Raw genomic sequence first — 23,588 nt, 5'->3', positions numbered from 1 at the left:
GCCTCCGTCCGTCGAATTACGCTCAGTGTTCAGGGATACGGGCAGGTGGTCAGGCGTACTTGGCCTGGACCTCGGCGGCGACCGCCGACGGGACCTGCTCGTAGTGATCGAATTGCATCGTGTAGTTGGCACGCCCCTGGCTGAACGAACGCAGCTGGTTGACGTAACCGAACATGTTGGCGAGCGGCACCATCGCGTTGATGACGACGGCGTTGCCGCGCATGTCCTGGCCCTGGATCTGGCCGCGACGCGAGTTGAGGTCGCCGATGACCGAACCGGTGTAGTCCTCCGGGGTCACGACCTCGACCTTCATCACCGGCTCGAGCAGCACCGAGCCGCCCTTCTGGAGCGCCTCGCGCAGGGCCGCACGGGACGCGATCTCGAACGCCAGGGCCGACGAGTCGACCTCGTGGAAGGCGCCGTCGATCAGCGAGACCTTGATGTCCACCACCGGGAAGCCGGCGAGCACGCCGGAGCCGATAACCGAGTTCAGGCCCTTCTCGACGCCCGGGATGTACTCCTTGGGCACCGCGCCGCCGACGATCTTCGACTCGAACTCGAAGCCCTTGCCGGTCTCGTTCGGCTCGACGACCAGCTTGACGCGGGCGAACTGCCCGGTGCCGCCGGTCTGCTTCTTGTGGGTGTAGTCGACCTCGGCCTTCTTGGTCATCGTCTCGCGATACGCGACCTGCGGGGCGCCGATATTAGCGTCGACCTTGTAGGTGCGCTTCAGGATGTCGACCTTGATGTCGAGATGGAGCTCGCCCATGCCCTTAAGGATCGTCTGGCCCGACTCCTGGTCGGTCGAGACGCGGAAGGACGGGTCCTCGTTGGCCAGCTTCGACAGGGCGAGGCCCAGCTTCTCCTGGTCGGCCTTGGACTTCGGCTCGATCGCGATCGTGATGACCGGCTCGGGGAACTCCATGCGCTCGAGGATCACGGCCTGGGCCGGATCGCAGAGCGTGTCACCGGTGCGGACGTCCTTCAGGCCGGCCAGAGCGACGATGTCGCCCGAATAGGCCTCCTTGATGTCTTCGCGGTTGTTCGCGTGCATCAGGAGCATGCGGCCGACGCGCTCCTTCTTGTCGCGGGTCGAGTTCAGGACGCTCGCGCCGGTCTCCACCTTGCCCGAATAGACGCGGCAGAAGGTGATGGTGCCGACGAAGGGGTCGTCCATGATCTTGAAGGCGAGCATGGAGAAGGGCTGGTCGTCGCCCGGCTTGCGGACGACCGGCTCCTCGGTCTTGAAGTCGAGGCCTTCGACTTCGCCGCGATCCACCGGCGACGGCAGGAAGTCGACGACGGCGTCAAGCAGGGGCTGCACGCCCTTGTTCTTGAAGGCCGAGCCGCAGAGGACCGGGTGGAAGGCGCGACGCTGCACAGCAGTGCGGATCAGGCGACGCAGGGTCTCCATGTCCGGCTCGGTGCCGTCGAGATAGGCTTCCATCGCCGCATCGTCCATCTCGACGGCGGCTTCGATCAGCTTGGAGCGGTACTCGGCGGCCTTGTCGGCGAGGTCGGCAGGGATCTCCTGCTCCTCATAGGCGGCGCCCAGCGCTTCGCCGTTCCAGACGATCGCCTTCATCTTGATCAGGTCGATGACGCCCAGGAAGTCCGACTCGGCACCGATCGGGATCTGCAAGCAGACCGGCTTGCCGGCGACGCGGTCGATGATGTCCTGGACGCAGCGATAGAAATCGGCGCCGATCTTGTCCATCTTGTTGACGAAGACGACGCGCGGGACGTCGTACTTGTCGGCCTGACGCCAGACGGTCTCGGTCTGGGGCTCGACGCCCTGGTTGCCGTCGAGCACGCAGACGGCACCGTCGAGCACGCGCAGCGAACGCTCGACCTCGATGGTGAAGTCGACGTGGCCGGGGGTGTCGATGATGTTCAGGCGATGATCGCGCCAGAAGCAGGTCGTCGCAGCCGAGGTGATCGTGATGCCACGCTCCTGCTCCTGCGTCATCCAGTCCATCGTGGCCGAACCGTCATGGGTCTCGCCCAGCTTATGGTTCTTGCCCGTGTAGAACAGGATGCGCTCGGTCGTCGTCGTCTTGCCCGCATCGATGTGGGCCATGATGCCGAAGTTGCGATAGCGATCGATGGGATGGGAACGTGCCATGAGAATGCTCTGTCGATCCGAAAGGGCGGTCGCCGCTTACCAGCGGTAGTGCGAGAAGGCGCGGTTGGCTTCCGCCATCCGGTGCGTGTCTTCACGCTTCTTCACGGCGCTGCCACGGTTGTTGGCGGCATCGATCAGCTCGGAGGAGAGACGCTCCACCATGGTGCGATCGTTGCGCGAACGGGCCGCGGCGATCAGCCAGCGAATGGCCAGCGCCTGGCGACGCTCGGTGCGCACCTCGACGGGAACCTGGTAGGTCGCGCCGCCGACGCGGCGGGAACGGACCTCGATCGCCGGGGCGACGTTCTCGAGCGCGCTCTTGAAGACGGCGAGCGGGTCGGTCTTCAGCTTGCCCTCGATGATGTCGAAGGCGCCGTAGACGATGCCTTCGGCAGTCGACTTCTTACCTTCGTACATGACGGAATTCATGAACTTGGTCACGATCACGTCGCCGAACTTGGCGTCCGGGATGATCTCGCGCTTTTCGGCACTGTGGCGGCGGGACATCGTCTAGTCTCCGGTCAATCTCAAAACGGCGAACCGGCTGGCCCTTGCCCGCCGGTCCGACACTCAATCACTTCGGACGCTTGGCGCCGTACTTCGAACGACGCTGCTTACGGTTCTTGACGCCCTGCGTGTCGAGCACGCCGCGCAGGATGTGGTAACGCACGCCGGGAAGGTCCTTCACGCGGCCGCCGCGGATCATCACCACGGAGTGCTCCTGAAGGTTGTGACCCTCACCGGGGATGTAGCCGATGACCTCGAAGCCGTTGGTCAGGCGCACCTTGGCGACCTTACGAAGCGCCGAGTTCGGCTTCTTCGGGGTCGTCGTGTAGACGCGCGTGCAGACGCCGCGCTTCTGCGGGCAATTCTCGAGCGCCGGAGCAGTGTTGCGCGCCTTGACGGGCGAGCGCGGCTTGCGGATCAGCTGGCTGATTGTCGGCATTTAAGGCCTCTCGCTCCCTCGAGCGTTTACAAAATTCCGTGGTCCCGACCAGCGAAGCCCGATTCCATGACACAAACGAAGCCGCGCCATCGGTACCCGTCCAGGGTAGCCTCAGGCGCGTTCGCGAAGCAGAGGAACACGGGAAGCCCGCATTCATGCCGTCCTGCCATGTCGTCGATCGACGCTGGAATTCCGACGGAGTTTCGGTCGCGAAGCTCGCTCGCAATCAAGGCAAGCGACAAACGTGTCCGACAGCCGTCGACAGTGCCGCGCTTATGACTCACGTAAGGATTCGCGTCAACCCCGGATCGACGCGAAACTACGGCGTCAGAGGGGTCTTTTCGGGGGGGCGGCGGGACCGGCCCCGCGGGGCGCCCTCCCCGGCTCCGGCGCGTCGCGCGCGCCGCGACGCGGCCACCGCCGCGCAGGCTCACCTCGCCTAAGCCGCCGCCGGTTACCAGCCCCTTAACGAAAAGAGGGCCGCCCGAAGGCGACCCTCTCTAGCATGGTCCGGCCGGAGCCGGACAGTCCCTTGCAGCACGATCACTCGGCGGCGGGAAGCACCGCAGCCGCAGCCTTGGCCGCAGCGTCGGCCTTCTGGCCGACGATGAGATCGTCGCGGCGGGTCGCGATCTGCTTGATGCGGGCGACCTGGGCACCCGTACCGGCAGGGATGAGCGAACCGACGATGACGTTCTCCTTGAGGCCCTCGAGATTGTCCGACTTGCCGTTGACCGCCGCCTCGGTGAGGACGCGGGTGGTCTCCTGGAAGGACGCCGCCGAGATGAACGAGCGGGTCTGCAGCGAGGCCTTGGTGATGCCGAGCAGGACCGGGACGCCCGAAGCCGGCTTCTTGCCCTCTTCGCGCATCTTCGTGTTGATCTCCTCGAGCTCGACGCGATCGATCTGGTCGCCGGTCAGGATGTCGGTGTCGCCGCCATCCGTGATCTCGACCTTCTGCAGCATCTGCCGGACGATCACCTCGATGTGCTTGTCGTTGATGCCGACGCCCTGGAGGCGATAGACCTCCTGGATCTCGTTCACCAGATAAGCCGCCAGCTCCTCGACGCCCTTGATCGCCAGGATGTCGTGCGGGGCCGGGTTGCCGTCGAGGATGTAGTCGCCGACCTCCACGACGTCGCCGTCCTGCAGGTGGATGTGCTTGCCCTTCGGGATCAGGTACTCGACGCCGTCGGAGCCGTCATGCGGCGTCAGCGTGACGCGGCGCTTGTTCTTGTAGTCCTTCCCGAAGCCGATCACGCCGGACTTCTCGGCGATGATCGCGGCATCCTTCGGCCGGCGCGCCTCGAAGAGCTCGGCGACGCGCGGCAGACCGCCGGTGATGTCGCGGGTCTTGGCCGAGTCGGTCGAGACACGCGCCAGCACGTCGCCGGCCTTGATCGAGGAGCCCGGTTCCACCGAGATGATGCCGTCGACCGGCAGGATGTAGCGGGCATCGCCGCCACGGGCGAGCTTGGCCGGCTTGCCGTCCGAGCCCAGCACGGTGATCGCCGGCTTGAGATCGGAGGTACGGGCCGAACCGCGCCAGTCGATGACGACGCGCTTGCTGATGCCGGTCGCCTCGTCGGTCGTCTCGGTGATCGACATGCCGTCCACGAGGTCCTCGTAGCCGATCTTGCCGTCGACCTCCGCCAGGATTGGGCGGGAATAGGGATCCCACTCGATCAGGCGCTGGCCGCGCTTGACCGCATCGCCCTCGTCGACCCGCAACTTCGAGCCGAACTGGACGCGATGGACCGCGCGCTCCGCCCCGTCCGGGCCGGTGATGACGATGGCGAGATTGCGCGCCATCGCGATCAGGTCGCCATCCGAGTTCCGCGCGACGTTGCGGTTGCGGATCTTGACCGTGCCTTCGAAGTTCGACTCGACGAAGGACTGGTCGGCGATCGTGGCCGCGCCGCCGATGTGGAAGGTACGCATGGTGAGCTGCGTGCCCGGCTCGCCGATCGACTGCGCAGCGATGACGCCGACAGCCTCGCCCATGTTGACGGGCGTGCCGCGGGCGAGATCGCGCCCGTAGCAGGTGGCGCAGACGCCGTTCTTGGTCTCGCAGGTGAGGACCGAACGGATCTTCACCTCCTGGACACCGGCGGCGTTGATCTTCTCGATATGGCTCTCCTCGATCATCGTGCCCTTCGGAACGATGACCGTGCCCTCGATGTTCGTGACGTCCTCGGCCGCCGAACGGCCCAGGATACGCACGCCGAGCGACGCCACGACCTGGCCGGCATCGACGATGGCGCGCATCTTGATGCCGTTGTCCGAGCCGCAATCCACCTCGGAGATGATCGCGTCCTGCGCCACGTCGACGAGGCGGCGGGTCAGATAGCCGGAGTTGGCCGTCTTCAGCGCCGTGTCGGCGAGGCCCTTACGGGCGCCGTGGGTCGAGTTGAAGTACTCGAGAACGTCGAGCCCTTCCTTGAAGTTCGAGATGATTGGGCTCTCGATGATCTCGCCCGACGGCTTGGCCATCAGGCCGCGCATGGCGGCGAGCTGGCGCATCTGCGCCGGCGAACCACGGGCGCCCGAGTGGCTCATCATGTAGATCGAGTTGATCTGCTTGTCGCGGCCGGTCTCGTCCTTCTGGACGGTCGAGATGCGGGCCATCATCTCCTGGGCGAGCTTGTCGGAGCACTTCGCCCAGGCGTCGACGACCTTGTTGTACTTCTCGCCCTGGGTGATCAGGCCGTCCTGGTACTGCTGCTCGTAGTCCTTCGCGAGCGCACGGGTGGCGTCGACGATCTCCCACTTGTTCTCCGGCACGACCATGTCGTCCTTGCCGAAGGAGATGCCCGCCTTGAAGGCGTGCTTGAAGCCCAGGCCCATGACGCGGTCGCAGAAGATGACCGATTCCTTCTGACCGCAGCCGCGATACACGGCGTCGATCATGTTGGAGATCTCCTTCTTGGTCATCAGCTTGTTGACGACGTCGAAGGACACGGCCGGATGGTCCGGCAGCGCGGTCGAGAGGATCACGCGGCCCGGCGTGGTGTCGTAGATCTTGCGATAGGGCTGCCCGTCGGGACCGGTGCCGGTCCAGCGATACTTGATCTTCGAATGCAGCGTGACGACCTTCTCGTGCAGCGCGTATTCGAGCTCGCCGAAATCGCCGAAGATCTTGCCCTGGCCGGGCTCACCCTCGGAAACGATCGAGAGGTAGTAGAGGCCGAGCACGATGTCCTGCGACGGCACGATGATCGGCAGGCCGTTCGCCGGGTGCAGGATGTTGTTGGTCGACATCATCAGCACGCGCGCTTCCAGCTGCGCCTCGAGCGACAGCGGGACGTGCACGGCCATCTGGTCGCCGTCGAAGTCGGCGTTGAACGCGGCGCAGACCAGCGGGTGCAGCTGGATCGCCTTGCCCTCGATCAGCACCGGCTCGAAGGCCTGGATGCCGAGGCGGTGCAGCGTCGGGGCGCGGTTCAGCAGCACCGGATGCTCGCGGATGACCTCGTCCAGGATGTCCCAGACCTCGGGCTTCTCCTTCTCGACCAGCTTCTTGGCCTGCTTGACCGTGGTCGAGTAGCCCTTGGCGTCGAGGCGCGCATAGATGAACGGCTTGAACAGCTCGAGCGCCATCTTCTTCGGCAGGCCGCACTGGTGCAGCTTCATCTCCGGGCCGACCACGATGACCGAACGGCCCGAATAGTCGACGCGCTTGCCGAGCAGGTTCTGGCGGAAGCGCCCCTGCTTGCCCTTCAGCATGTCGGCGAGCGACTTCAGCGGGCGCTTGTTGGCGCCCGTGATGACGCGGCCGCGACGGCCGTTGTCGAACAGCGCGTCGACCGATTCCTGCAGCATCCGCTTCTCGTTGCGGATGATGATGTCCGGCGCGCGCAGCTCGATCAGCCGCTTCAGGCGGTTGTTGCGGTTGATGACGCGGCGATAGAGGTCGTTCAGGTCGGAGGTCGCGAAGCGGCCGCCGTCCAGCGGCACCAGCGGACGCAGATCCGGCGGGATGACCGGGATCACGGTCATCACCATCCACTCCGGCTTGTTGCCGGACTCCTGGAAGGCCTCGATGATCTTGAGGCGCTTCATCAGCTTCTTCGGCTTGAGCTCCGACGTGGTCGTCGCGATCTCATGCTTCAGATCGGCGTTGATCTGGTCGAGGTCGAGCGCACGCAGCATCTCGCGGATGGCTTCCGCGCCGATCTGGGCCGTGAAGGTGTCGGCGCCGTACTCCTCCTGCGCCCGGACATACTCCTCCTCGGTGAGGAGCTGACGGTCCTTGAGCGGCGTCAGGCCGGGATCCAGCACGACGTAGGATTCGAAGTAAAGGATGCGCTCGAGGTCCTTGAGCGGCATGTCCATGAGCAGGCCGATGCGCGAGGGCAGCGACTTCAGGAACCAGATATGCGCGACCGGGGCGGCGAGCTCGATATGGCCCATGCGCTCGCGCCGGACGCGTGCGAGCGTGACTTCCACGCCGCACTTCTCGCAGATCACGCCCTTGAACTTCATGCGCTTGTACTTGCCGCACAGGCACTCGTAGTCCTTGATCGGCCCGAAGATGCGGGCGCAGAACAGGCCGTCGCGCTCCGGCTTGAACGTCCGGTAGTTGATCGTCTCGGGCTTCTTGATCTCGCCGAACGACCAGGAGGCGATCTTTTCCGGGCTGGCGATCGAAATCTTGATCGCGTCGAAGGCCTGCTGCACGGGCTGCTGGCCGAAAAGGTTCATGACCTCTTGCTTCATCGCCTGTCTCCTGAAGCCGGTGGGGTTCTGGGAACCGCCCTGCCCGGCTCGTTGATCCATCGGCCGGCGGCGTGAGTGCCGCCGGCATGAGTACTCGGTCCGGCCCGCAAGGGGCCCGCAGCCTTACTCGGCAGCCTCGGCCGGGGGCAGCTCGTCCGTCCGGGGCTTGTTGCTGACCAGCTCGACGTTGAGGCCCAGCGAGCGCATTTCCTTGACGAGCACGTTGAAGCTCTCCGGAATGCCGGCCTCGAAGTTGTCCTCGCCGCGCACGATCGACTCGTAGACCTTGGTGCGGCCGGCGACGTCGTCCGACTTCACCGTCAGCATCTCCTGCAGCGTGTAGGCCGCGCCATAGGCCTCGAGCGCCCACACCTCCATCTCGCCGAAGCGCTGGCCGCCGAACTGCGCCTTGCCGCCCAGCGGCTGCTGGGTGACCAGCGAATAGGGGCCGATCGAACGGGCGTGGATCTTGTCGTCAACGAGGTGGTGCAGCTTCAGCATGTAGATGTAGCCCATCGTGACCTTGCGGTCGAAAGGCTCGCCGGTACGGCCATCATACAGCGTGGACTGCCCGGAGCTGTGCAGCCCGGCCTGCTCCAGGAGCCGCTCGATATCGGACTCCTTGGCGCCGTTGAACACCGGCGTGGCGATCGGAACGCCGCGACGCAGGTTCTGGCCCATCTCGATCAGCTCGTTCTCGTCCATCGAGGCGATGATCTCGTTGTCCTCGTAGACGGCGTCGAACGAAGCCCGCAGCGCCTTGGGATCATGCGCCTTCTTGTAGGCGTCGATCGCCGCGCCGATCTGCTTGCCGAGACCGGCGGCGGCCCAGCCCAGATGGGTCTCCAGGATCTGGCCGACGTTCATGCGCGAGGGCACGCCGAGCGGGTTGAGCACGATGTCGGCATGGGTGCCGTCCTCGAGGAACGGCATGTCCTCCGCCGGCACGATGCGCGAGACCACGCCCTTGTTGCCGTGACGGCCGGCCATCTTGTCGCCCGGCTGGATCTTGCGCTTCACCGCGACGAAGACCTTGACCATCTTCATCACGCCCGGAGGCATCTCGTCGCCGCGCTGCAGCTTCTCGACCTTGTCGAGGAAGCGCTGCTCGAGGCGCTTCTTCGACTCGTCGTACTGCTTCCGCATCGCCTCGATCTCGGTCATCAGGGCGTCGTCCGCGGTCGCGAACAGCCACCACTGGGACCGCGGGAACTCGCTCATCAGCTCGCGCGTGATGACCGTGTCCTTCTTGAAGCCCTTCGGGCCGGCGAGGCCGGTCTTGCCCGTCAGGATCTCCGCGAGGCGGGCGAAGGTGTTGCGGTCGAGGATCGCCTGCTCGTCGTCGCGGTCCTTGGCGAGACGCTCGATCTCCTCGCGTTCGATCGCCTGGGCGCGCTCGTCCTTGTCGACGCCGTGGCGGTTGAACACGCGGACCTCGACGATCGTGCCCTGCACGCCCGGCGGCACCCGCAGCGAGGTGTCGCGAACGTCGGAGGCCTTCTCGCCGAAGATGGCGCGCAGCAGCTTCTCTTCCGGCGTCATCGGGCTCTCGCCCTTCGGCGTGATCTTGCCGACGAGGATGTCGCCGGCCGCCACTTCGGCGCCGATATAGACGATGCCGGCCTCGTCGAGGTTCTTCAGCGCCTCTTCCGACACGTTCGGAATGTCGCGCGTGATCTCCTCCGGCCCGAGCTTGGTGTCACGGGCGGCGATCTCGAACTCCTCGATATGGATCGAGGTGAAGATATCTTCCGAGACGATCTTCTCCGAGAGCAGGATCGAGTCCTCGAAGTTGTAGCCGTTCCACGGCATGAACGCGACGAGCACGTTGCGGCCGAGCGCCAGCTCGCCGAACTCCGTCGACGGACCGTCGGCGACGATGTCGCCCTTCTTGATGACGTCGCCGACGCGCACCAGCGGACGCTGCGTGATGCAGGTCGACTGGTTGGAGCGCTGGAACTTCTGCAGACGGTAGATGTCGACGCCCGGCTTGGTGGGGTCCATCTCGTCCGAGGCGCGGATGACGATACGCGTCGCGTCGACCTGGTCGACGATGCCGGCGCGGCGGGCCGCGATGGCGGCACCCGAGTCACGGGCGACCGCGGCTTCCATGCCGGTGCCGACGAAGGGCGCGTCGGCGCGAACCAGCGGCACCGCCTGGCGCTGCATGTTCGAGCCCATCAGCGCGCGGTTCGCGTCGTCGTTCTCGAGGAACGGGATCAGCGCCGCGGCGACCGAGACGACCTGCTTCGGCGAGACGTCCATGAAGTCGACCTTGTCGACCGGCGTCACGATGACCTCGCCCGCGCGGCGGCAGACGATGAGGTCGTCCGTGAGGCGGCCTTCGGCGTCGACGACGGCGTTCGCCTGGGCGACGTTGTACTTCGCCTCTTCCATGGCCGAAAGATAGATGATCTCGTCGGTCTGCTTGCCGTCGCGGATGCGCCGGTACGGGCTCTCGATGAAGCCGTACTTGTTGACGCGCGCGAAGGTGGCGAGCGAGTTGATCAGGCCGATGTTCGGGCCTTCCGGCGTCTCGATCGGGCAGATGCGGCCATAGTGCGTGGTGTGCACGTCGCGGACCTCGAAGCCCGCGCGCTCACGCGTCAGGCCGCCCGGCCCGAGCGCCGAAAGACGACGCTTGTGCGTGACTTCCGAGAGCGGGTTCGTCTGGTCCATGAACTGCGAGAGCTGCGACGAGCCGAAGAACTCGCGCACGGCGGCGGCCGCCGGCTTCGCGTTGATCAGATCCTGCGGCATCACGGTATCGATGTCGACGGACGACATGCGCTCTTTGATGGCGCGCTCCATGCGCAGCAGGCCCAGACGGTACTGGTTCTCCATCAGCTCGCCGACCGAGCGCACGCGGCGGTTGCCGAGATGGTCGATGTCGTCGATCTCGCCCTTGCCGTCGCGCAGGTCGACCAGCGCCTTGACGACCGCGAAGATGTCCTCCTTGCGCAGGATGCGCACGGTGTCCTCGGCGTCGAGGTCGAGGCGCATGTTCATTTTCACGCGGCCGACGGCCGAGAGATCGTAGCGCTCCGAGTCGAAGAACAGCGACTGGAACATGTTCTCGGCGGTCTCGAGCGTCGGCGGCTCGCCCGGGCGCATCACGCGGTAGATATCGAACAGCGCTTCCTCGCGGCGCGAGTTCTTATCGACCTTGAGCGTGTTGCGGATGTAGGGGCCGACCGTGATGTGGTCGATGTCCAGCACCGGAATCTCGTCGAAGCCGGCCTCGAGCAGGCTGCTCAGCAGCTTCTCGTCGATCTCGTCGCCGGCCTCGGCGAAGACCTCGCCGGTCTGCGGGTTGACGAGGTCCTCGGCGATGTACTGGCCGTAGAGATCGTCGTCGCCGGCGCGCAGGAACTTCAGCCCCTTCTCCGCCAGCTGGCGGGCGGTGCGCGCGACCAGCTTCTTGCCGGCCTCGACCACGACTTCGCCGGTCTCGGCGTTGATCATGTCGACGCTGGCCTTGAAGCCCTTCATGCGCTCGGCGTCGTAGGGCACGCGCCAGGCGTCGCCGTCACGGCTGTAGGTGATGTGGTTGTAGAAGCGCGCGAGGATCTCCTCGCCGTCCATGCCCAGCGCGAACAGCAGCGAGGTGACGGGGATCTTACGCTTGCGGTCGATACGCGCGTAGACGATGTCCTTGGCGTCGAACTCGATGTCGAGCCAGGAGCCGCGATACGGGATGATGCGCGCGGCGAAGAGCAGCTTGCCCGAGGAGTGGGTCTTGCCCTTGTCGTGGTCGAAGAACACGCCCGGCGAACGGTGCATCTGCGAGACGATGACGCGCTCGGTGCCGTTGACGATGAAGGTGCCGTTGTCCGTCATGAGCGGCATCTCGCCCATGTAGACGTCCTGCTCCTTGATGTCCTTGACCGACTTGGCCTGGGTGTCGGGATCGATATCGAACACGATCAGGCGCAGCGTCACCTTGAGCGGCGCCGAGAAGGTCATGCCGCGCTGGCGGCACTCGTCCACGTCGTATTTCGGCGGATCGAAGGTGTACTTGACGAACTCCAGCAGCGAGGCGCCGGAGAAATCGCCGATCGGGAACACCGACTTGAAGACGGACTGGAGCCCCTCGTCCGGGCGGCCGCCCTTGGGCTCGTCGACCATCAGGAACTGATCGTAGGACGCCTTCTGAACCTCGATGAGGTTCGGCATCTCGGCGACTTCCTTGAGCTTGCCGAAGAACTTGCGGACGCGCCTGCGGCCCTGGAGGGAATTGACCATCATGTTCCTCGCGATCTCGGACGGCTCACCCGGCGGTCCGCGCCTTGCGGACGGGCCTCCGGGTGAGCCGCTCGGCGCCTGATTGCGCCGACGGCAACTGGACTGGCCGGGCCGCCCGAGCGGCGGCTGGCCATGGAGCGCGTCGTGTCCGGAGCGGAAACGACGCAACAGCCCCGGAGGCGCAGGGGCGCCCCGGGACTGTCGTTAGCGACTAGTGACGGACCGGCATCAGCCGGCCCTGCTCACTTGAGCTCGACCTTGGCGCCGACGGCCTCGAGCTGCTTCTTGAGCTTCTCGGCCTCGTCCTTGGCGACGGCTTCCTTGACCGGCTTCGGAGCGCCCTCGACGAGGTCCTTGGCTTCCTTGAGGCCCAGGCCGGTGATGGCGCGGACTTCCTTGATGACCTCGATCTTCTTGTCGCCGGCCGCGGCCAGGACGACAGTGAACTCGGTCTGCTCTTCGACGGCGGCGGCCGAAGCGCCGGCGGCGGGGCCAGCGGCCACGGCGACAGCGGCGGCGGCGGAGACGCCCCACTTCTCTTCGAGCATCTTGGCGAGGTCAGCGGCCTCGAGGACGGTGAGCGACGAGAGGTCGTCGACGAGCTTGGCGAGATCGGCCATTGTTCAGTTTCCTGATAGTTGAGAGGTTCGAACGATTGAGGGTGTGTCGGCTGCTCAGGCAGCGCTCTTGTCGGCGTAGGCCTGAACCACGCGCGCCAGCTTTCCAGCCGGGGCGTTCGTGAGCTGCGCGAGCTTGGTAGCCGGGGCCTGGACGAGGCCGATGAGCTTGGCGCGCAGTTCGTCGAGCGAGGGCATCGTGGCCAGGGCCTTGACGCCGTCGGGGTTCAGAGCAGTCGTGCCCATCGCGCCGCCGAGGATGACGAGCTTGTCGTGATCCTTGGCGAAAGCGGCGGCGACCTTGGGAGCCGCAACCGGATCGTCCGAATAGGCGATCAGGGTGGGGCCCTTCAGCAGGTTGCCGATGGACGCGACATCAGTGCCTTCAAGAGCGATCTTGGCCAGCCGGTTCTTTGCGACCTTCACGGTGGCGCCATTGGCCTTCATCTCGCGACGAAGCTTCTGGAACTGTGCCACCGTCAAACCCGCATAGTGGGCCACGACGACGACCGACGTGTTGGAGAACACGTCGTTCAGCGACGCGACGGCATCTTTTTTTGCCGCTCTATCCACTGGGCTCTCTCCGGTAGGCGGCAGGTCGGAACCCACCGCCAGTTGCACTTGCCGCCCTGGCTGGCAGCCGGTTGACACCGACCCCTCGCCGGAGCGACGCTTCAGTGCCCTGTCCCCGTCCGGGCCTGTGGCCGCGGGCAGGTGAGATGGTTCGAACCTCGATCGGAGCCATAAAGGCCCCGCCAGAGTTTCATGCACCGTCTATGCAGGCCTCTTGGCGAAATTATGCTCCCCGGACGAACCGGGAGGCACCTGCAGTCTCAGACAGGACTGGACGCCCGGACCTCGAGAATCGCTTCTTTCGGGCCAGAGCACCCATTCTTCGACGGAAAACCGTCGAAAAACGCGAATGGACCTCCCCGTGGCGAGCACGTGGAAGCCCCAACACTCATGGAAACACAGGGGACATTTAACCATTCCCCGGGCTTCTGCCAAGTGCAATCCTCGCAAGGCACGGCGCAGGGCCGGCCTGGCGAGGCGGGGCGAGGCCGCCGCGAGGGCGGCCCGCCGGGCGCGGCTTACGCGCCAGCGACCGTGTTCGGCTCGACCTTGACGCCCGGGCCCATGGTCGACGAGATCGCGACGCGCTGGATATAGGTGCCCTTGGCGCCGGCCGGCTTGGCCTTGGCGACCGCGTCGACGAAGGCGCGGATGTTCTCGCCCAGCTTGGCGGCGTCGAACGAGACCTTGCCGACGGCGGCATGCACGATGCCGGCCTTCTCGACGCGGAACTCGACCGAGCCACCCTTCGAGGCGGCGACGGCGGCGGTCAGGTCCATGGTGACGGTGCCGACGCGCGGGTTCGGCATCATGCCGCGCGGGCCGAGCACCTTACCGAGACGACCGACGAGACCCATCATATCCGGGGTCGCGATGCAGCGATCGAAGTTGATCTCGCCCTTCTGGACGGTCTCGACCAGCTCCTCGGCGCCGACGATGTCGGCCCCGGCCTTCTTGGCCTCCTCGGCCTTGGCGCCGCGCGCGAACACGGCGACGCGCAGCGTCCGGCCCGAGCCGTTCGGCAGGTTGCAGACGCCGCGGACCATCTGGTCGGCGTGACGCGGGTCGACGCCGAGATTCATCGCGATCTCGATGGTCTCGTCGAACTTGGCGGTAGCCCGCTCCTTCACGAGGGCGATCGCCTCGTCGAGGGAGTAGAGCTTGGTGCGCTCAATGCCTTCACGGCCCTTGACGACGCGCTTTCCGGTATGTGCCATCTGTCAGCCCTCCCTCAGCCCGCGACGTCCAGGCCCATGGACCGGGCGGAGCCACGGATCATGGCCACGGCGGCCTCGACGCTGTCGCAGTTCAGGTCAGCCATCTTCTTCTCGGCGATCTCGCGCAGCTGCGCTTCGGTCACCTTGCCGGCCGCGCCGCCCTTGCCGGGCGTCTTCGAGGCCGAAGCCACGCCAGCCGCCTTCTTGAGGAAGTACGACACCGGCGGCTGCTTCATCTCGAAGGTGAAGGAGCGATCCTGATACGCGGTGATGATCACCGGGATCGGCATGCCCTTTTCCATCTGCGCGGTCTTCGCGTTGAAGGCCTTGCAGAATTCCATGATGTTGAGGCCGCGCTGACCCAGCGCCGGACCGATCGGCGGCGACGGATTGGCCGCGCCCGCCGGAACCTGAAGCTTCACGTAGCCCGTGATCTTCTTCGCCATGATGGCTGCTCCTGCCGCCTGCCCCGGTGCCGACCGGAACGACGACGCCCCGCCCGGGAACCGCTCATGGTCCGGATCGGGGTGGTTGCAGAGCGTGGTGCGGCAGGGTGGTCCGGTTGGCAGCCGGCCGGCCTTCCACGCATGTGAGGGGCGCCCTATGGCACATAAGCACCCGAAGGGGAAGCCCCGTCCTCGCGCGGGCGACGCGGCGGCCTGCCCCGGTTCCGGTCGCAATCGCCCGTTTATCCTCGTCGCCGGGAGGAGACGCCCGGCATGACGATCGCGATCCTGCGGGTCGAGGGGTGCGCCCTTCCCGCCTTCGCGGAGATGGACCCGCGCCGCTCAGTCGGCGATTCGGAGCCGATCGGCGCCCCCGTCCGCTTCCGCAATCCGTCGGCCTTCGGGAGCCAGCGTGAGCCGGTACCCCGCCCTCTTCACGAGGCGAGGCTGCGCCCCTGCCCTGCCGGGGGGCGCGGCGTCACCCGGTGCGGGCGCCCTCCCCCGAGCCTGAGCGCCTCGGCCGCCAGGATGCGGTCTGCGTCGAGCCCGGCGATCGGGCTGCCGGTGTCCTGCGGCACGTCCCCGGCGAGCTGGAGCATCAGGTAGCGCGCACAGCAGACCCGCAGGAAGGAGGCGAAGTTCTCGCCCTCGCCATGGGTGTCGCGCAGCTCGTCATAGAGGCGGGCCAGCAATTGCCCGAGCGAGAGGCCGTCGCGCGCCGCAATCTCCTCCAGCACGCGCCAGTAGAGATTTTCCAGGCGCACGCTGGTCGAGAAGCCGCTGATCCTGACCGAGCGCGGTCGCGCCTGCCAGAGACCGGCATCCGCCTGGACGAAGAGCTTGCACATGGCCGTCCTCCCGCCGTCATGTCGGCGCCGCACCATCCGCGCCCGCCAGGCGAGACTAGCGCGGCGCGGCCCTTCGCGTCAGCCCGTCTTGGTCGGTCACGCGGCCTTGGCCTGCACGCCATGGCTGATGCGGGTGCCGAGCACCGCGAGGAACTGTGCGAGCCAGGCCGGATGCGCCGGCCAGGCCGGTGCCGTGACCAGATTGCCGTCGGTCGTCGCGGCATCGATCGCGATGTCGGCATAGCGGCCGCCCGCCAGCGTGACCTCGGGGCTGCAGGCCGGATAGGCCGCGCAGCTGCGGCCCTTCAGCACCTCGGCGGCGGCAAGGATCTGGGCGCCATGGCAGATCGCCGCCACCGGCTTGTCCGCATCGAAGAAGTGCCGGACGATCGCGATGACGCGCGCATTCAGCCGCAGATATTCCGGCGCCCGCCCGCCGGGCAGCACGAGCGCGTCATAGTTCGCCGGATCGATGGCCGCGAAATCCGCGTTCAGCGAGAAATTGTGGCCGCGCTTTTCGGAATAGGTCTGCTGGCCCTCGAAATCGTGGATCGAGGTCGCGACGCTCTCGCCCGCCCGCTTGTCGGGGCAGACGGCATCGACGGCATGGCCGACCGCGAGCAGGGCCTGGAACGGCACCATGATCTCGTAGTCCTCGCCGAAATCGCCGACGATCATCAGGATACGCTTGCCGGTCATCGCTCGTCCTCCCTCTAAGCCGCGCCGCCTCGCGGGCGCGTTCGTCTCGGGAAGACTAGACCCGCGCGGCATGGTGCGGGTGGTAACCGGCTAACACGGCGGCCGGTGGCGGCGCGCCGATGCGCGCCGCGGAGCCTGTCGGCTCAGAGCTTCTCGACCTGGCTGTATTCCAGCTCGACCGGCGTGGCGCGGCCGAAGATCGAGACCGCGACCTTGAGGCGGGCGCGGGCATGGTCGACATCCTCGACGACGCCGTTGAACGAGGCGAAGGGGCCGTCGGCCACCTTGACCTGCTCGCCGACCTCGAAGACCACCGTCGGCTTCGGACGCTCGACGCCCTCCGCGACCTGGCCCTTGATGCGCAGCGCCTCGGTCTCCGGGATCGGCATCGGCTTGGCCTTGTCGGCGCCGAGGAAGCCCGTGACCTTCGGAGTGTTCTTGATGAGGTGATAGACCTCGTCGGTCATCTCGCATTTCACCAGCACGTAGCCGGGGAAGAACTTGCGCTCGGTCTCGACCTTGCGGCCGCGGCGCACCTCGACGACCTTCTCGGTCGGAACCAGCACTTCCTCGAACTTGTCCTCGAGGCTGCGCTGCGCGGCCTGATCCTTGATCGACTGCGCGACCTTGTTCTCGAAGTTCGAATAGGCGTGGACGATATACCAGCGGGTGCTCACGTTCTTGGTTCCGTTCAGCCGAGGAAGAGACCGAGCACCCAGCGGATCACGGTGTCGGTGAAGAGGAAGAACAGGCTGGAGACCAGGACCATCAGCAGGACGAGGCCGGTGGTGATCAGCGTCTCGCGACGCGAGGGCCACGTGACCTTGGCGCCTTCGTTGCGCACTTCCTGCAGGAACTGGAAGGGATTCGTCTTCGCCATCGCGCCGGTCACCTCGTTCCGGACGTCGCCATCGGCCGCGGACACGGCGAATCGACCATCCTGAAAGATTCGCGGCGCGGGGCTCAGGGAGCCGCGCGCCGTCATCCTTGGCTTCATACAATGCTATGGCGCGCGCGCCAAGCGCTTTTCCGGCCTGTGGCCGGGCGAGGCCCCGCACCTGCGGCCGGCGGCGATCAGCCGTTGCCGGCGTCCGACAGCGTGGCCTGGCTCTGCGCCGCCTTCTCCAGGCACTCGGCCATCTGCGCGGTGCCCCAACTGAACTTCGAGCAATGGGCGGTGCCGACCGTGTAGTTGCCGGCCGGGCGTTGCGCCTCCGGCGGCGTGCTCGTGCTGGTGCAGCCGGCCAGGGCCAGAGTGATGATGGCGAGCGCCAGTCGCATCGGGTTCCTCCTTGCTGTGAAGCGGCGCATTAAGCCGCATGCCCCGCCCCGGTTTCAACCCGTGGCGGCCGCGTCCCGCCGCCCGACTGTGCAAATGCGGGCTCGATGCCCGCTGGACGCCCGCTACTTGGCCGCCTTGGTCATACCGAGATGGATCGCGTCGGCGAGTTCGGCCAGGCGGCCCTTCTTGCCGGTATAGTCCGTGCCCTGCACGACCGAGACCGTCTTGTCCTCGACCGCGATGCAGTAGACCGTCAGCGCGCCGACGCGCGGCGTGCCGCCGCTGAGCACGACGAGCTGGCCGGGAAAGCGCTGCGCCGCGATCGCGTACCCCGCAATGCCGGCCTCCTTCTCCGCCACCGCGGCACAGTCGTCGAGGCTGAGCTTGTCGGCGTCGCTGCGCTCGACATGGTAGGTGAGATTGAAATCGTCGGCCGCAGACGCGGGCGAAATTGCGGGTGACATGGCCGCCGCCATCACGACGCCGGCGAAAGCCAGCCGGCGGGGCAACGCGTGGCGCAGGGTCTGAGCGAGATCAATCATGCGGTTTCGTCCCTGGTTCCGGGCGGGCGATTCCCCCGCCCAGGCAATCAGGAACAACCGCAATGCGGCGAGAAGCGGGCCCGGCGGCGCCCGGGTGCGACAACGGCGCCCGCGCTGCGACGCGTCACTCTGGGAAGAGCATGGTGCCGGCGGAGAGGATCGAACTCCCGACCTTCGGTTTACAAAACTGTCGCGGCAGGACGCTAAATCAGCTGCTTACCCGCGAAATTCGCTCCTATGTACAGAATTTGTACAGGCCCGCAACGGGGCCCGGCAGGCTCATGCGGCCTGCCGAGGGTGCTCATGGCTTGTCTGTTCGGCCGAACAGGAGCTGCTCCATCGATTCGACATGGCCACGCCGGCGGGCCTTCGCCTGCTCGTCCTGGAAGAGGTGGCCATAGACGTCGAACGTCACCTGGATCGACGAATGGCCCATGCGGGTCATCACATCGAGAGGGGTGGCGCCGCTGCTGATGTATTGCGAGGCGTGAAAGTGCCTGAGCGAGTGCAGGGTGAAGTCGGCATCGATCCCGACATCGTCGTCATTGTCGCCCGGGACGACGCGGGCCGCTCCGATGCTGCGGAGCAGGGGTATCCAGAACCGACGCCGGAAATTTCCGTACCCCTCGGCTCCGCCCGAGGCGTTCGGGAACACCAGATCCAGATCCCCCTTCGGACGTTGCAGGATCCACTCGCGCAGCTCGCGCACCAGCTCGGCCGGTATCTCTATAGTCCTGTAGCCCGCCCGGGACTTCGGCTTGCCGAGCCGTCCCTTCTGGGACAGCCGCTGCGAAACCGTGATCGTGCCGGCATTGAGATCGACTTTGCTGCGCGGCAAGCCCAGCAGCTCCGAGATGCGCATGCCGGTGGCGATCGCTGTGCGGATCAGCATGTACAGCATTCGCCCGCGCTCCACCTTGAAGCGCGGGTTCGCCGTGATGCGGCCGCGTATGACGATGGCAGGTGGCGCCTTGCTCCACAGCCGCGCACGGTCCACCAGGTCGCGGACCTGCTCGATCGATGGCACCGAGACGCGCTCATCCTCCTCGTCCATGTCACGCGTGCGGGTGACGACCCTAACGTCCCGCGCGTTGTTGACCGCCACGAGCTCGCGGCTCTGGGCTTCGCCGAGCAACGCTCCAAGGTAGCTGAGAGCGCGCTTCGTCCGGAAGCGGCTCACTCCGTCCTCGAGCATCTGGTCACGATAGGCGGCGATCGCCGCGCGCGAGAGCTTGGTTAGCTTTACGCCGCCCAGCCGCGGTCGGATGTGGTTCTCGAAGACGTCCCTATAGGTATCGTAAGTCCGTTCCTCGACAGGCGCCCGGCCGTCCCGACCTGCGAGCGTCGCCTTCAACCAGATATCGCCCGCAGCAGCGACGGTGATGGTGTCCCGGTCATGGACGTGCGTCCCGGTGGCAACGGCCGATGTGACTGTGTTCCTGAACGCCTTGGCGTCCGACTGCTTCTTGAACTGCCGCGTCCTGGTTCGACCGCTCTGGTCGGCATAGACCACGCGCCAAGCGACCTTTTCTTCGCCGCTCGCGCTCGTCCATGTGCGCTTCTGCATCGATGCCATGGCCAGCCCTCCGCGCTGACTATGCCATGGCGTCGCGTTTCCCGCCACGCTGCACGATCTTCACCGGTTCCAGTTCGGCCAGCGCATCCGCTGAACCGGAGAGAGCAAGGCGCGCTCGGCGCGCCTGGTCACGTCCTTTCGCCGTTCGACACGAAACCCACTCGGAAAGAGTGGCGTGTCTCCGATCGCCGCCTGGGGTAACCAGCCGCCGGCGATAGCGAGGATCACATCGCCATGGCAGTCGACCGAAGCGGCGCACCAGCACGAGACGTCGCGGCCGCCAGCGGCGCCGAGGAAGGCTCTGCGGATTTCCTCGACGGTCGGCGGCGCCGGGTCCCCCAACGCCTTCAGCTCGGCAGAGGCCGCCGCGGCTATCGCCGCCGGCAGCGTCGCGAGCGAGCCGGCGACCCAGAGCGCGTAGAGCCGCGTCGCGGCCCATTGCAGACCCCGGTAGTGTTCGGCCTTGTGCAGCTGGGCGAACGCCATCGCGGCAGGCCCTGCGGCCCTGAACGGATTGCCCCAGCGACCGGCGGCGCCGCGACCCCGGCCGACATAGATCGCGGACTTGGAGTGGACGGCGCCGGGCTTGCGGCTGCGCTGCTCGCGTCTGCCGTAGCTCATGTCAGGATCTCCGGTCGGTGATGATGAGCTCGCGCGCCGGCTTCAGCTTGCGGCTGCCGGCGACGAAGTAGCTGAGGTCGACGGGCTCGATCCGTGCCCAGGCGAACATGTCCCGGATCTCCGGCACATCGTTGATCGACAGAATGAAGCGGCCCTGCAGGCCCCGGAGCGCGCTGGCAATAGCGGCGAACTCCTCGCGCGCGAAAAGCAGCTTGCCGTAATAGCTTTCGGTCCCCCAATAGGGCGGATCGAGGTAAAACAGGGTGCCGGGCCGATCCCAGCGGGCGATGAAGTCCGCCCAGGGCAAGCAATCGATCCAGACGCCAGCGAGGCGCTCGTGCGCCGCCTCGAGCAGAGGAGCCAGGCGCGTAATGTCGAAACGCGAGCTCGATGTGGTGGCGATCCCGAACGTCCTGCTGCTGACCTTGCCGCCGAAAGACAGGCGCTGAAGGTAGAGAAAGCGTGCCGCCCGTTCGAGGTCGGTCAGCGTCTCAGGATCCTGAGCGTTCAGGCGTTCGAACTCGGCGCGGCTCGCCACCTGCCACTTGAGCATGTCCAGGAACGCCTGGTGATGGCGCTGCAGGATTCGGAAGAAGATCGCGACATCGCGCGAATAGTCGTTGATGGCTTCGACCTTCGGCCGCGCCGGTCGACGCAGGAAGACCCCGCCCATTCCGACGAAGGGTTCGGCGTAGAGCGTGTGCTCAATCGCGCCGATCCGTTCGATGATTGTTCTCGCAAGCTGGCGCTTGCCTCCCACATAGCCGGCCAGAGGACTGACCGGACGCACGGCTTCCATCTTGTTTTCACCTCGGGAATCGCCGCCTCTGAGATGCGGCTTCGGCCGCCGCGGCGGCCGATGAGATTTCGCTCCATCGAGGCGGGTTGCCGGCAAGCTCTCCCGCCTGGCCGAACCGCGAGGTTCGGCCGTCGTCGCGCTAGCTGGACTTCGCCTTCCTGGCCTGATCTCGAGCCGCGTTCAGCTCGGCCATCATCGCGTCCGACCCGCCGCGGTCAGGGTGCCGCTCGGCCGCGAGGCGGCGATAGGCGGTCTCGATCGTCGTCAGATCGTCCGTCTCATTGACCTTCAGGACATCGCACCAGGTCTTCGCCCTCGGCGCCGGTAGCGCAGCGGCAAACCCCTCCATCGCGGCCTTGGCCATGAACACGCCGGCGTGACGCATCTCGGTTCGGCGCGCCTCGAGCACATGATGGATGGCCTGTAGGTTTTCCTCGGGCTTGGCGTAGAGGTCGACGGCGAAGCATCGCTGCTCGCCGTCCCAGCTGAACCAGACCGCGACGCCGGGATCTGCCGGCCGCTGCTGGCCCAGCGAGACGTTCGACGAGATCACCACGTTCGTAACGGCGCGGCCGCTGTCGCTCCCGAACAGCCGGAGGCTGCCCTGCACGTTCTTCAGCGCTCCGGCGAGGCTGGTCTTGAACTGGGAAGAGCGCCGGCTCTTCGCGCGGGGGAATCCAATGGGCCATACGAGCGGGAACGGGACGGTCATGCGAAGCCCTCTACCCATCGACGCAAGCCCGCAGCGTCGCCAGAAAGTGCGAGTCGCAGGCCGTCCGCCATGAGCAATTTGGTCGTCGGCAGCAGGGCGATCTGCCTGGTCTCCGGGTGCTTCGTCATATCGTTCAGCAGGCTCGCGACCGCACCGGCGAGGGCGCCGCAGTCGATGTCGAGGAGCGCGCGCTGTTTGCACCAGGCCATGTGCTCGGCCCGGGTGGTCAATGGACGGTCTCCCCGAGCTGCTCGCCGATCGTCTGGATGAACTCCATCACGGCGTGGCTGTGGTCGAGCCCCTTATTCTCGCGCTCGACCTCGTCGACCGCCGCCACGACATCGGCCGGGGCGATGCCGGTGCGGACGCCGGCGGCAAGGTCGCGGCGGAAGGCGATGCCCTTCGCGCGCTCGACGATGCCGACGAGCATGGCGCCGTTGACGATCCTCGCCAGATGCAGCGGATAGTCGCTCGCGTCCTTGCCGCGGCCGGTCCGGACGTTCCCAAGCACGCGGGAGGGACTGTAGAAAGCCGCGAGGGCGGCATCCGTCACGGCCTCGAGCTCGTCCTGGCCACCGGCCAGAGGCGCGCCGGCGAAGCCGCGCGACAGGATCTGGCGCGCGGCCTCGCGGGTCGGCCGCTCGACCCTGATCTTCCGGTCGCAGCGGCCGTCGCGCAGCAGGGCGGCGTCGATCGCGTCGGGCCGGTTCGTCGCCAAGATGACGAAGGCGCCGGAAGCCTCGAGCCCGTCCATCTCCGCGAGGAATGCCGCGACGTTGCTCGCGTGCCAGGGCGCGCTGCGCCCGTCGCGGGCGGGCAGGATCGCGTCGGCCTCGTCGATGAAGATCGTCAGCGGGTGGCCCTTCTCCTTCGCGTAGAGCCGCGCGAAGGCGAAGATGTCGCGGATCGTCTGCTCGGTGACGCCGACATAGGGACTCTGGATTTCGGGCCCGTTGATCTTGACGAGCTCGGCCGCCTTGCCATGGAGCCTGCCGATCACCGAGGCGGCCGCCCTGGCGAACATGGTCTTGCCGCAGCCCGGCGGGCCGTAGAGCAGAACGCCTTTGAGCGGCCTCTGGCCGTAATGGGCATAGAGCTCGGCATGAAGCCTTGGCGCTTCGATCGCCTCGACCAGCGCCGCGCGGGCCGCCTCGTTTCCGACGACGTCGTCCCAGGCGACGTCGAGCTCGGCGGTGAGCAGGTATTTCTCGACCTGCTTGCGCGCCGCACGGTAGGCGGCGGATTCTGCCGACTGCCCGTCACTGCCCTCTCGGGAAATGGCTAACTCGAAGGATATGCCAGCGGACCGCGAGATCTCTCTTAGCATGGATCGTCTGAATTCCTCGTAGGACGACCGCCGGTCCGACCCGCCGTCCCCGCCACCGCGCGTGCTCGACTGTGGCCTGCAGAGCTCGCAGGTGCAGCCCGCCGCCGGGCCATGGACCTGCTCGGCGTCGAGCCGAACCTCCGTGAAGCCCGGTGTCCCGGGGGTGCCGATCATTATCTTGCTTGGCTTGATGTCGAACTTGCTCATCTGGCTCCTCGGGATCTTCAGGGGCGGTGCCTTGTGCTTCTTCGCCATCAGCCGATCCGTTTGCGGCCGGCGTCAGGGCGTGGCAGC

The 23,588-nt window shown here is 66.5% G+C and carries 21 protein-coding genes; all 21 read right to left on the bottom strand.

Annotated features, from left to right (window positions below; genetic code table 11):
* Positions 1-49 precede the first annotated feature (49 nt).
* The 21 genes from fusA to ABE438_RS17675 all read right to left on the bottom strand — a co-directional run bounded on the left by fusA (position 50) and on the right by ABE438_RS17675 (position 23,549).
* Positions 50-2,125 (bottom strand): elongation factor G, encoded by a 2,076-nt coding sequence (fusA, locus tag ABE438_RS17775; protein ID WP_346503999.1) that lies wholly within the window; start codon positions 2,123-2,125, stop codon positions 50-52.
* A 36-nt stretch (positions 2,126-2,161) separates the two neighbouring features.
* Positions 2,162-2,632, bottom strand: coding sequence for a 30S ribosomal protein S7 (gene rpsG, locus ABE438_RS17770; protein WP_346503998.1), 471 nt, complete (start codon positions 2,630-2,632; stop codon positions 2,162-2,164).
* Positions 2,633-2,699: 67 nt separating this feature from the next.
* Positions 2,700-3,071, bottom strand: coding sequence for a 30S ribosomal protein S12 (gene rpsL / locus ABE438_RS17765; RefSeq protein WP_057189964.1), 372 nt, complete (start codon positions 3,069-3,071; stop codon positions 2,700-2,702).
* 543 nt (positions 3,072-3,614) lie between these two features.
* On the bottom strand, positions 3,615-7,790 hold the full coding sequence (rpoC, locus tag ABE438_RS17760) for a DNA-directed RNA polymerase subunit beta' (protein WP_346503997.1): 4,176 nt from the start codon (positions 7,788-7,790) through the stop codon (positions 3,615-3,617).
* 123 nt (positions 7,791-7,913) lie between these two features.
* Entirely contained in the window at positions 7,914-12,035 is a 4,122-nt protein-coding gene (gene rpoB / locus ABE438_RS17755) for a DNA-directed RNA polymerase subunit beta (RefSeq protein WP_346504002.1), read from the bottom strand.
* A 242-nt stretch (positions 12,036-12,277) separates the two neighbouring features.
* Positions 12,278-12,655, bottom strand: a complete 378-nt coding sequence (rplL, locus tag ABE438_RS17750) for a 50S ribosomal protein L7/L12 (protein WP_346503996.1) — start codon at positions 12,653-12,655, stop codon at positions 12,278-12,280.
* Positions 12,656-12,709: 54 nt separating this feature from the next.
* The gene (gene rplJ / locus ABE438_RS17745; RefSeq protein WP_346503995.1) at positions 12,710-13,225 is read right to left on the bottom strand and encodes a 50S ribosomal protein L10; all 516 of its coding nucleotides are present in this window, start codon (positions 13,223-13,225) and stop codon (positions 12,710-12,712) included.
* A gap of 518 nt (positions 13,226-13,743) precedes the next feature.
* Positions 13,744-14,442, bottom strand: a complete 699-nt coding sequence (rplA, locus tag ABE438_RS17740) for a 50S ribosomal protein L1 (RefSeq protein ID WP_346503994.1) — start codon at positions 14,440-14,442, stop codon at positions 13,744-13,746.
* Positions 14,443-14,456: 14 nt separating this feature from the next.
* Positions 14,457-14,888 carry a 50S ribosomal protein L11 gene (gene rplK, locus ABE438_RS17735; RefSeq protein ID WP_346503993.1) on the bottom strand — a complete coding sequence of 144 codons (432 nt, stop codon included), beginning with the start codon at positions 14,886-14,888 and terminating at the stop codon, positions 14,457-14,459.
* Between the two features lie 434 nt (positions 14,889-15,322).
* On the bottom strand, positions 15,323-15,736 hold the full coding sequence (locus ABE438_RS17730) for a ribbon-helix-helix domain-containing protein (protein WP_346503992.1): 414 nt from the start codon (positions 15,734-15,736) through the stop codon (positions 15,323-15,325).
* 96 nt (positions 15,737-15,832) lie between these two features.
* The gene (locus tag ABE438_RS17725) at positions 15,833-16,435 is read right to left on the bottom strand and encodes a DJ-1/PfpI family protein (protein WP_346503991.1); all 603 of its coding nucleotides are present in this window, start codon (positions 16,433-16,435) and stop codon (positions 15,833-15,835) included.
* A 143-nt stretch (positions 16,436-16,578) separates the two neighbouring features.
* Positions 16,579-17,112 carry a transcription termination/antitermination protein NusG gene (nusG, locus tag ABE438_RS17720; RefSeq protein WP_346503990.1) on the bottom strand — a complete coding sequence of 178 codons (534 nt, stop codon included), beginning with the start codon at positions 17,110-17,112 and terminating at the stop codon, positions 16,579-16,581.
* A gap of 14 nt (positions 17,113-17,126) precedes the next feature.
* Positions 17,127-17,315, bottom strand: a complete 189-nt coding sequence (gene secE / locus ABE438_RS17715) for a preprotein translocase subunit SecE (RefSeq protein WP_346504001.1) — start codon at positions 17,313-17,315, stop codon at positions 17,127-17,129.
* A gap of 194 nt (positions 17,316-17,509) precedes the next feature.
* Positions 17,510-17,716 carry a hypothetical protein gene (locus ABE438_RS17710; protein ID WP_346503989.1) on the bottom strand — a complete coding sequence of 69 codons (207 nt, stop codon included), beginning with the start codon at positions 17,714-17,716 and terminating at the stop codon, positions 17,510-17,512.
* Positions 17,717-17,839: 123 nt separating this feature from the next.
* On the bottom strand, positions 17,840-18,259 hold the full coding sequence (locus tag ABE438_RS17705) for a DUF6180 family protein (RefSeq protein ID WP_346503988.1): 420 nt from the start codon (positions 18,257-18,259) through the stop codon (positions 17,840-17,842).
* 301 nt (positions 18,260-18,560) lie between these two features.
* Positions 18,561-19,835, bottom strand: a complete 1,275-nt coding sequence (locus ABE438_RS17700) for a tyrosine-type recombinase/integrase (RefSeq protein WP_346503987.1) — start codon at positions 19,833-19,835, stop codon at positions 18,561-18,563.
* 60 nt (positions 19,836-19,895) lie between these two features.
* Positions 19,896-20,456 (bottom strand): DUF4326 domain-containing protein, encoded by a 561-nt coding sequence (locus ABE438_RS17695; protein WP_346503986.1) that lies wholly within the window; start codon positions 20,454-20,456, stop codon positions 19,896-19,898.
* 1 nt (position 20,457) lies between these two features.
* The gene (locus tag ABE438_RS17690; protein WP_346503985.1) at positions 20,458-21,255 is read right to left on the bottom strand and encodes a DNA adenine methylase; all 798 of its coding nucleotides are present in this window, start codon (positions 21,253-21,255) and stop codon (positions 20,458-20,460) included.
* A 139-nt stretch (positions 21,256-21,394) separates the two neighbouring features.
* On the bottom strand, positions 21,395-21,967 hold the full coding sequence (locus ABE438_RS17685) for a J domain-containing protein (protein WP_346503984.1): 573 nt from the start codon (positions 21,965-21,967) through the stop codon (positions 21,395-21,397).
* Positions 21,964-22,197, bottom strand: coding sequence for a hypothetical protein (locus ABE438_RS17680; RefSeq protein WP_346503983.1), 234 nt, complete (start codon positions 22,195-22,197; stop codon positions 21,964-21,966). Before ABE438_RS17680 ends, ABE438_RS17685 begins: the two co-directional genes overlap by 4 nt.
* Positions 22,194-23,549: an ATP-binding protein gene (locus ABE438_RS17675; RefSeq protein ID WP_346503982.1), complete on the bottom strand. Its 1,356-nt coding sequence runs from the start codon at positions 23,547-23,549 to the stop codon at positions 22,194-22,196. Before ABE438_RS17675 ends, ABE438_RS17680 begins: the two co-directional genes overlap by 4 nt.
* Between the last annotated feature and the right edge of the window lie 39 nt (positions 23,550-23,588).

This window comes from Allobosea sp. TWI1241 (assembly GCF_039673065.1).
GTDB lineage: Bacteria > Pseudomonadota > Alphaproteobacteria > Rhizobiales > Beijerinckiaceae > Allobosea.
Note: the sequence above shows the minus strand (reverse complement) of the source record. Positions and strands in the feature narration are given on the sequence as shown.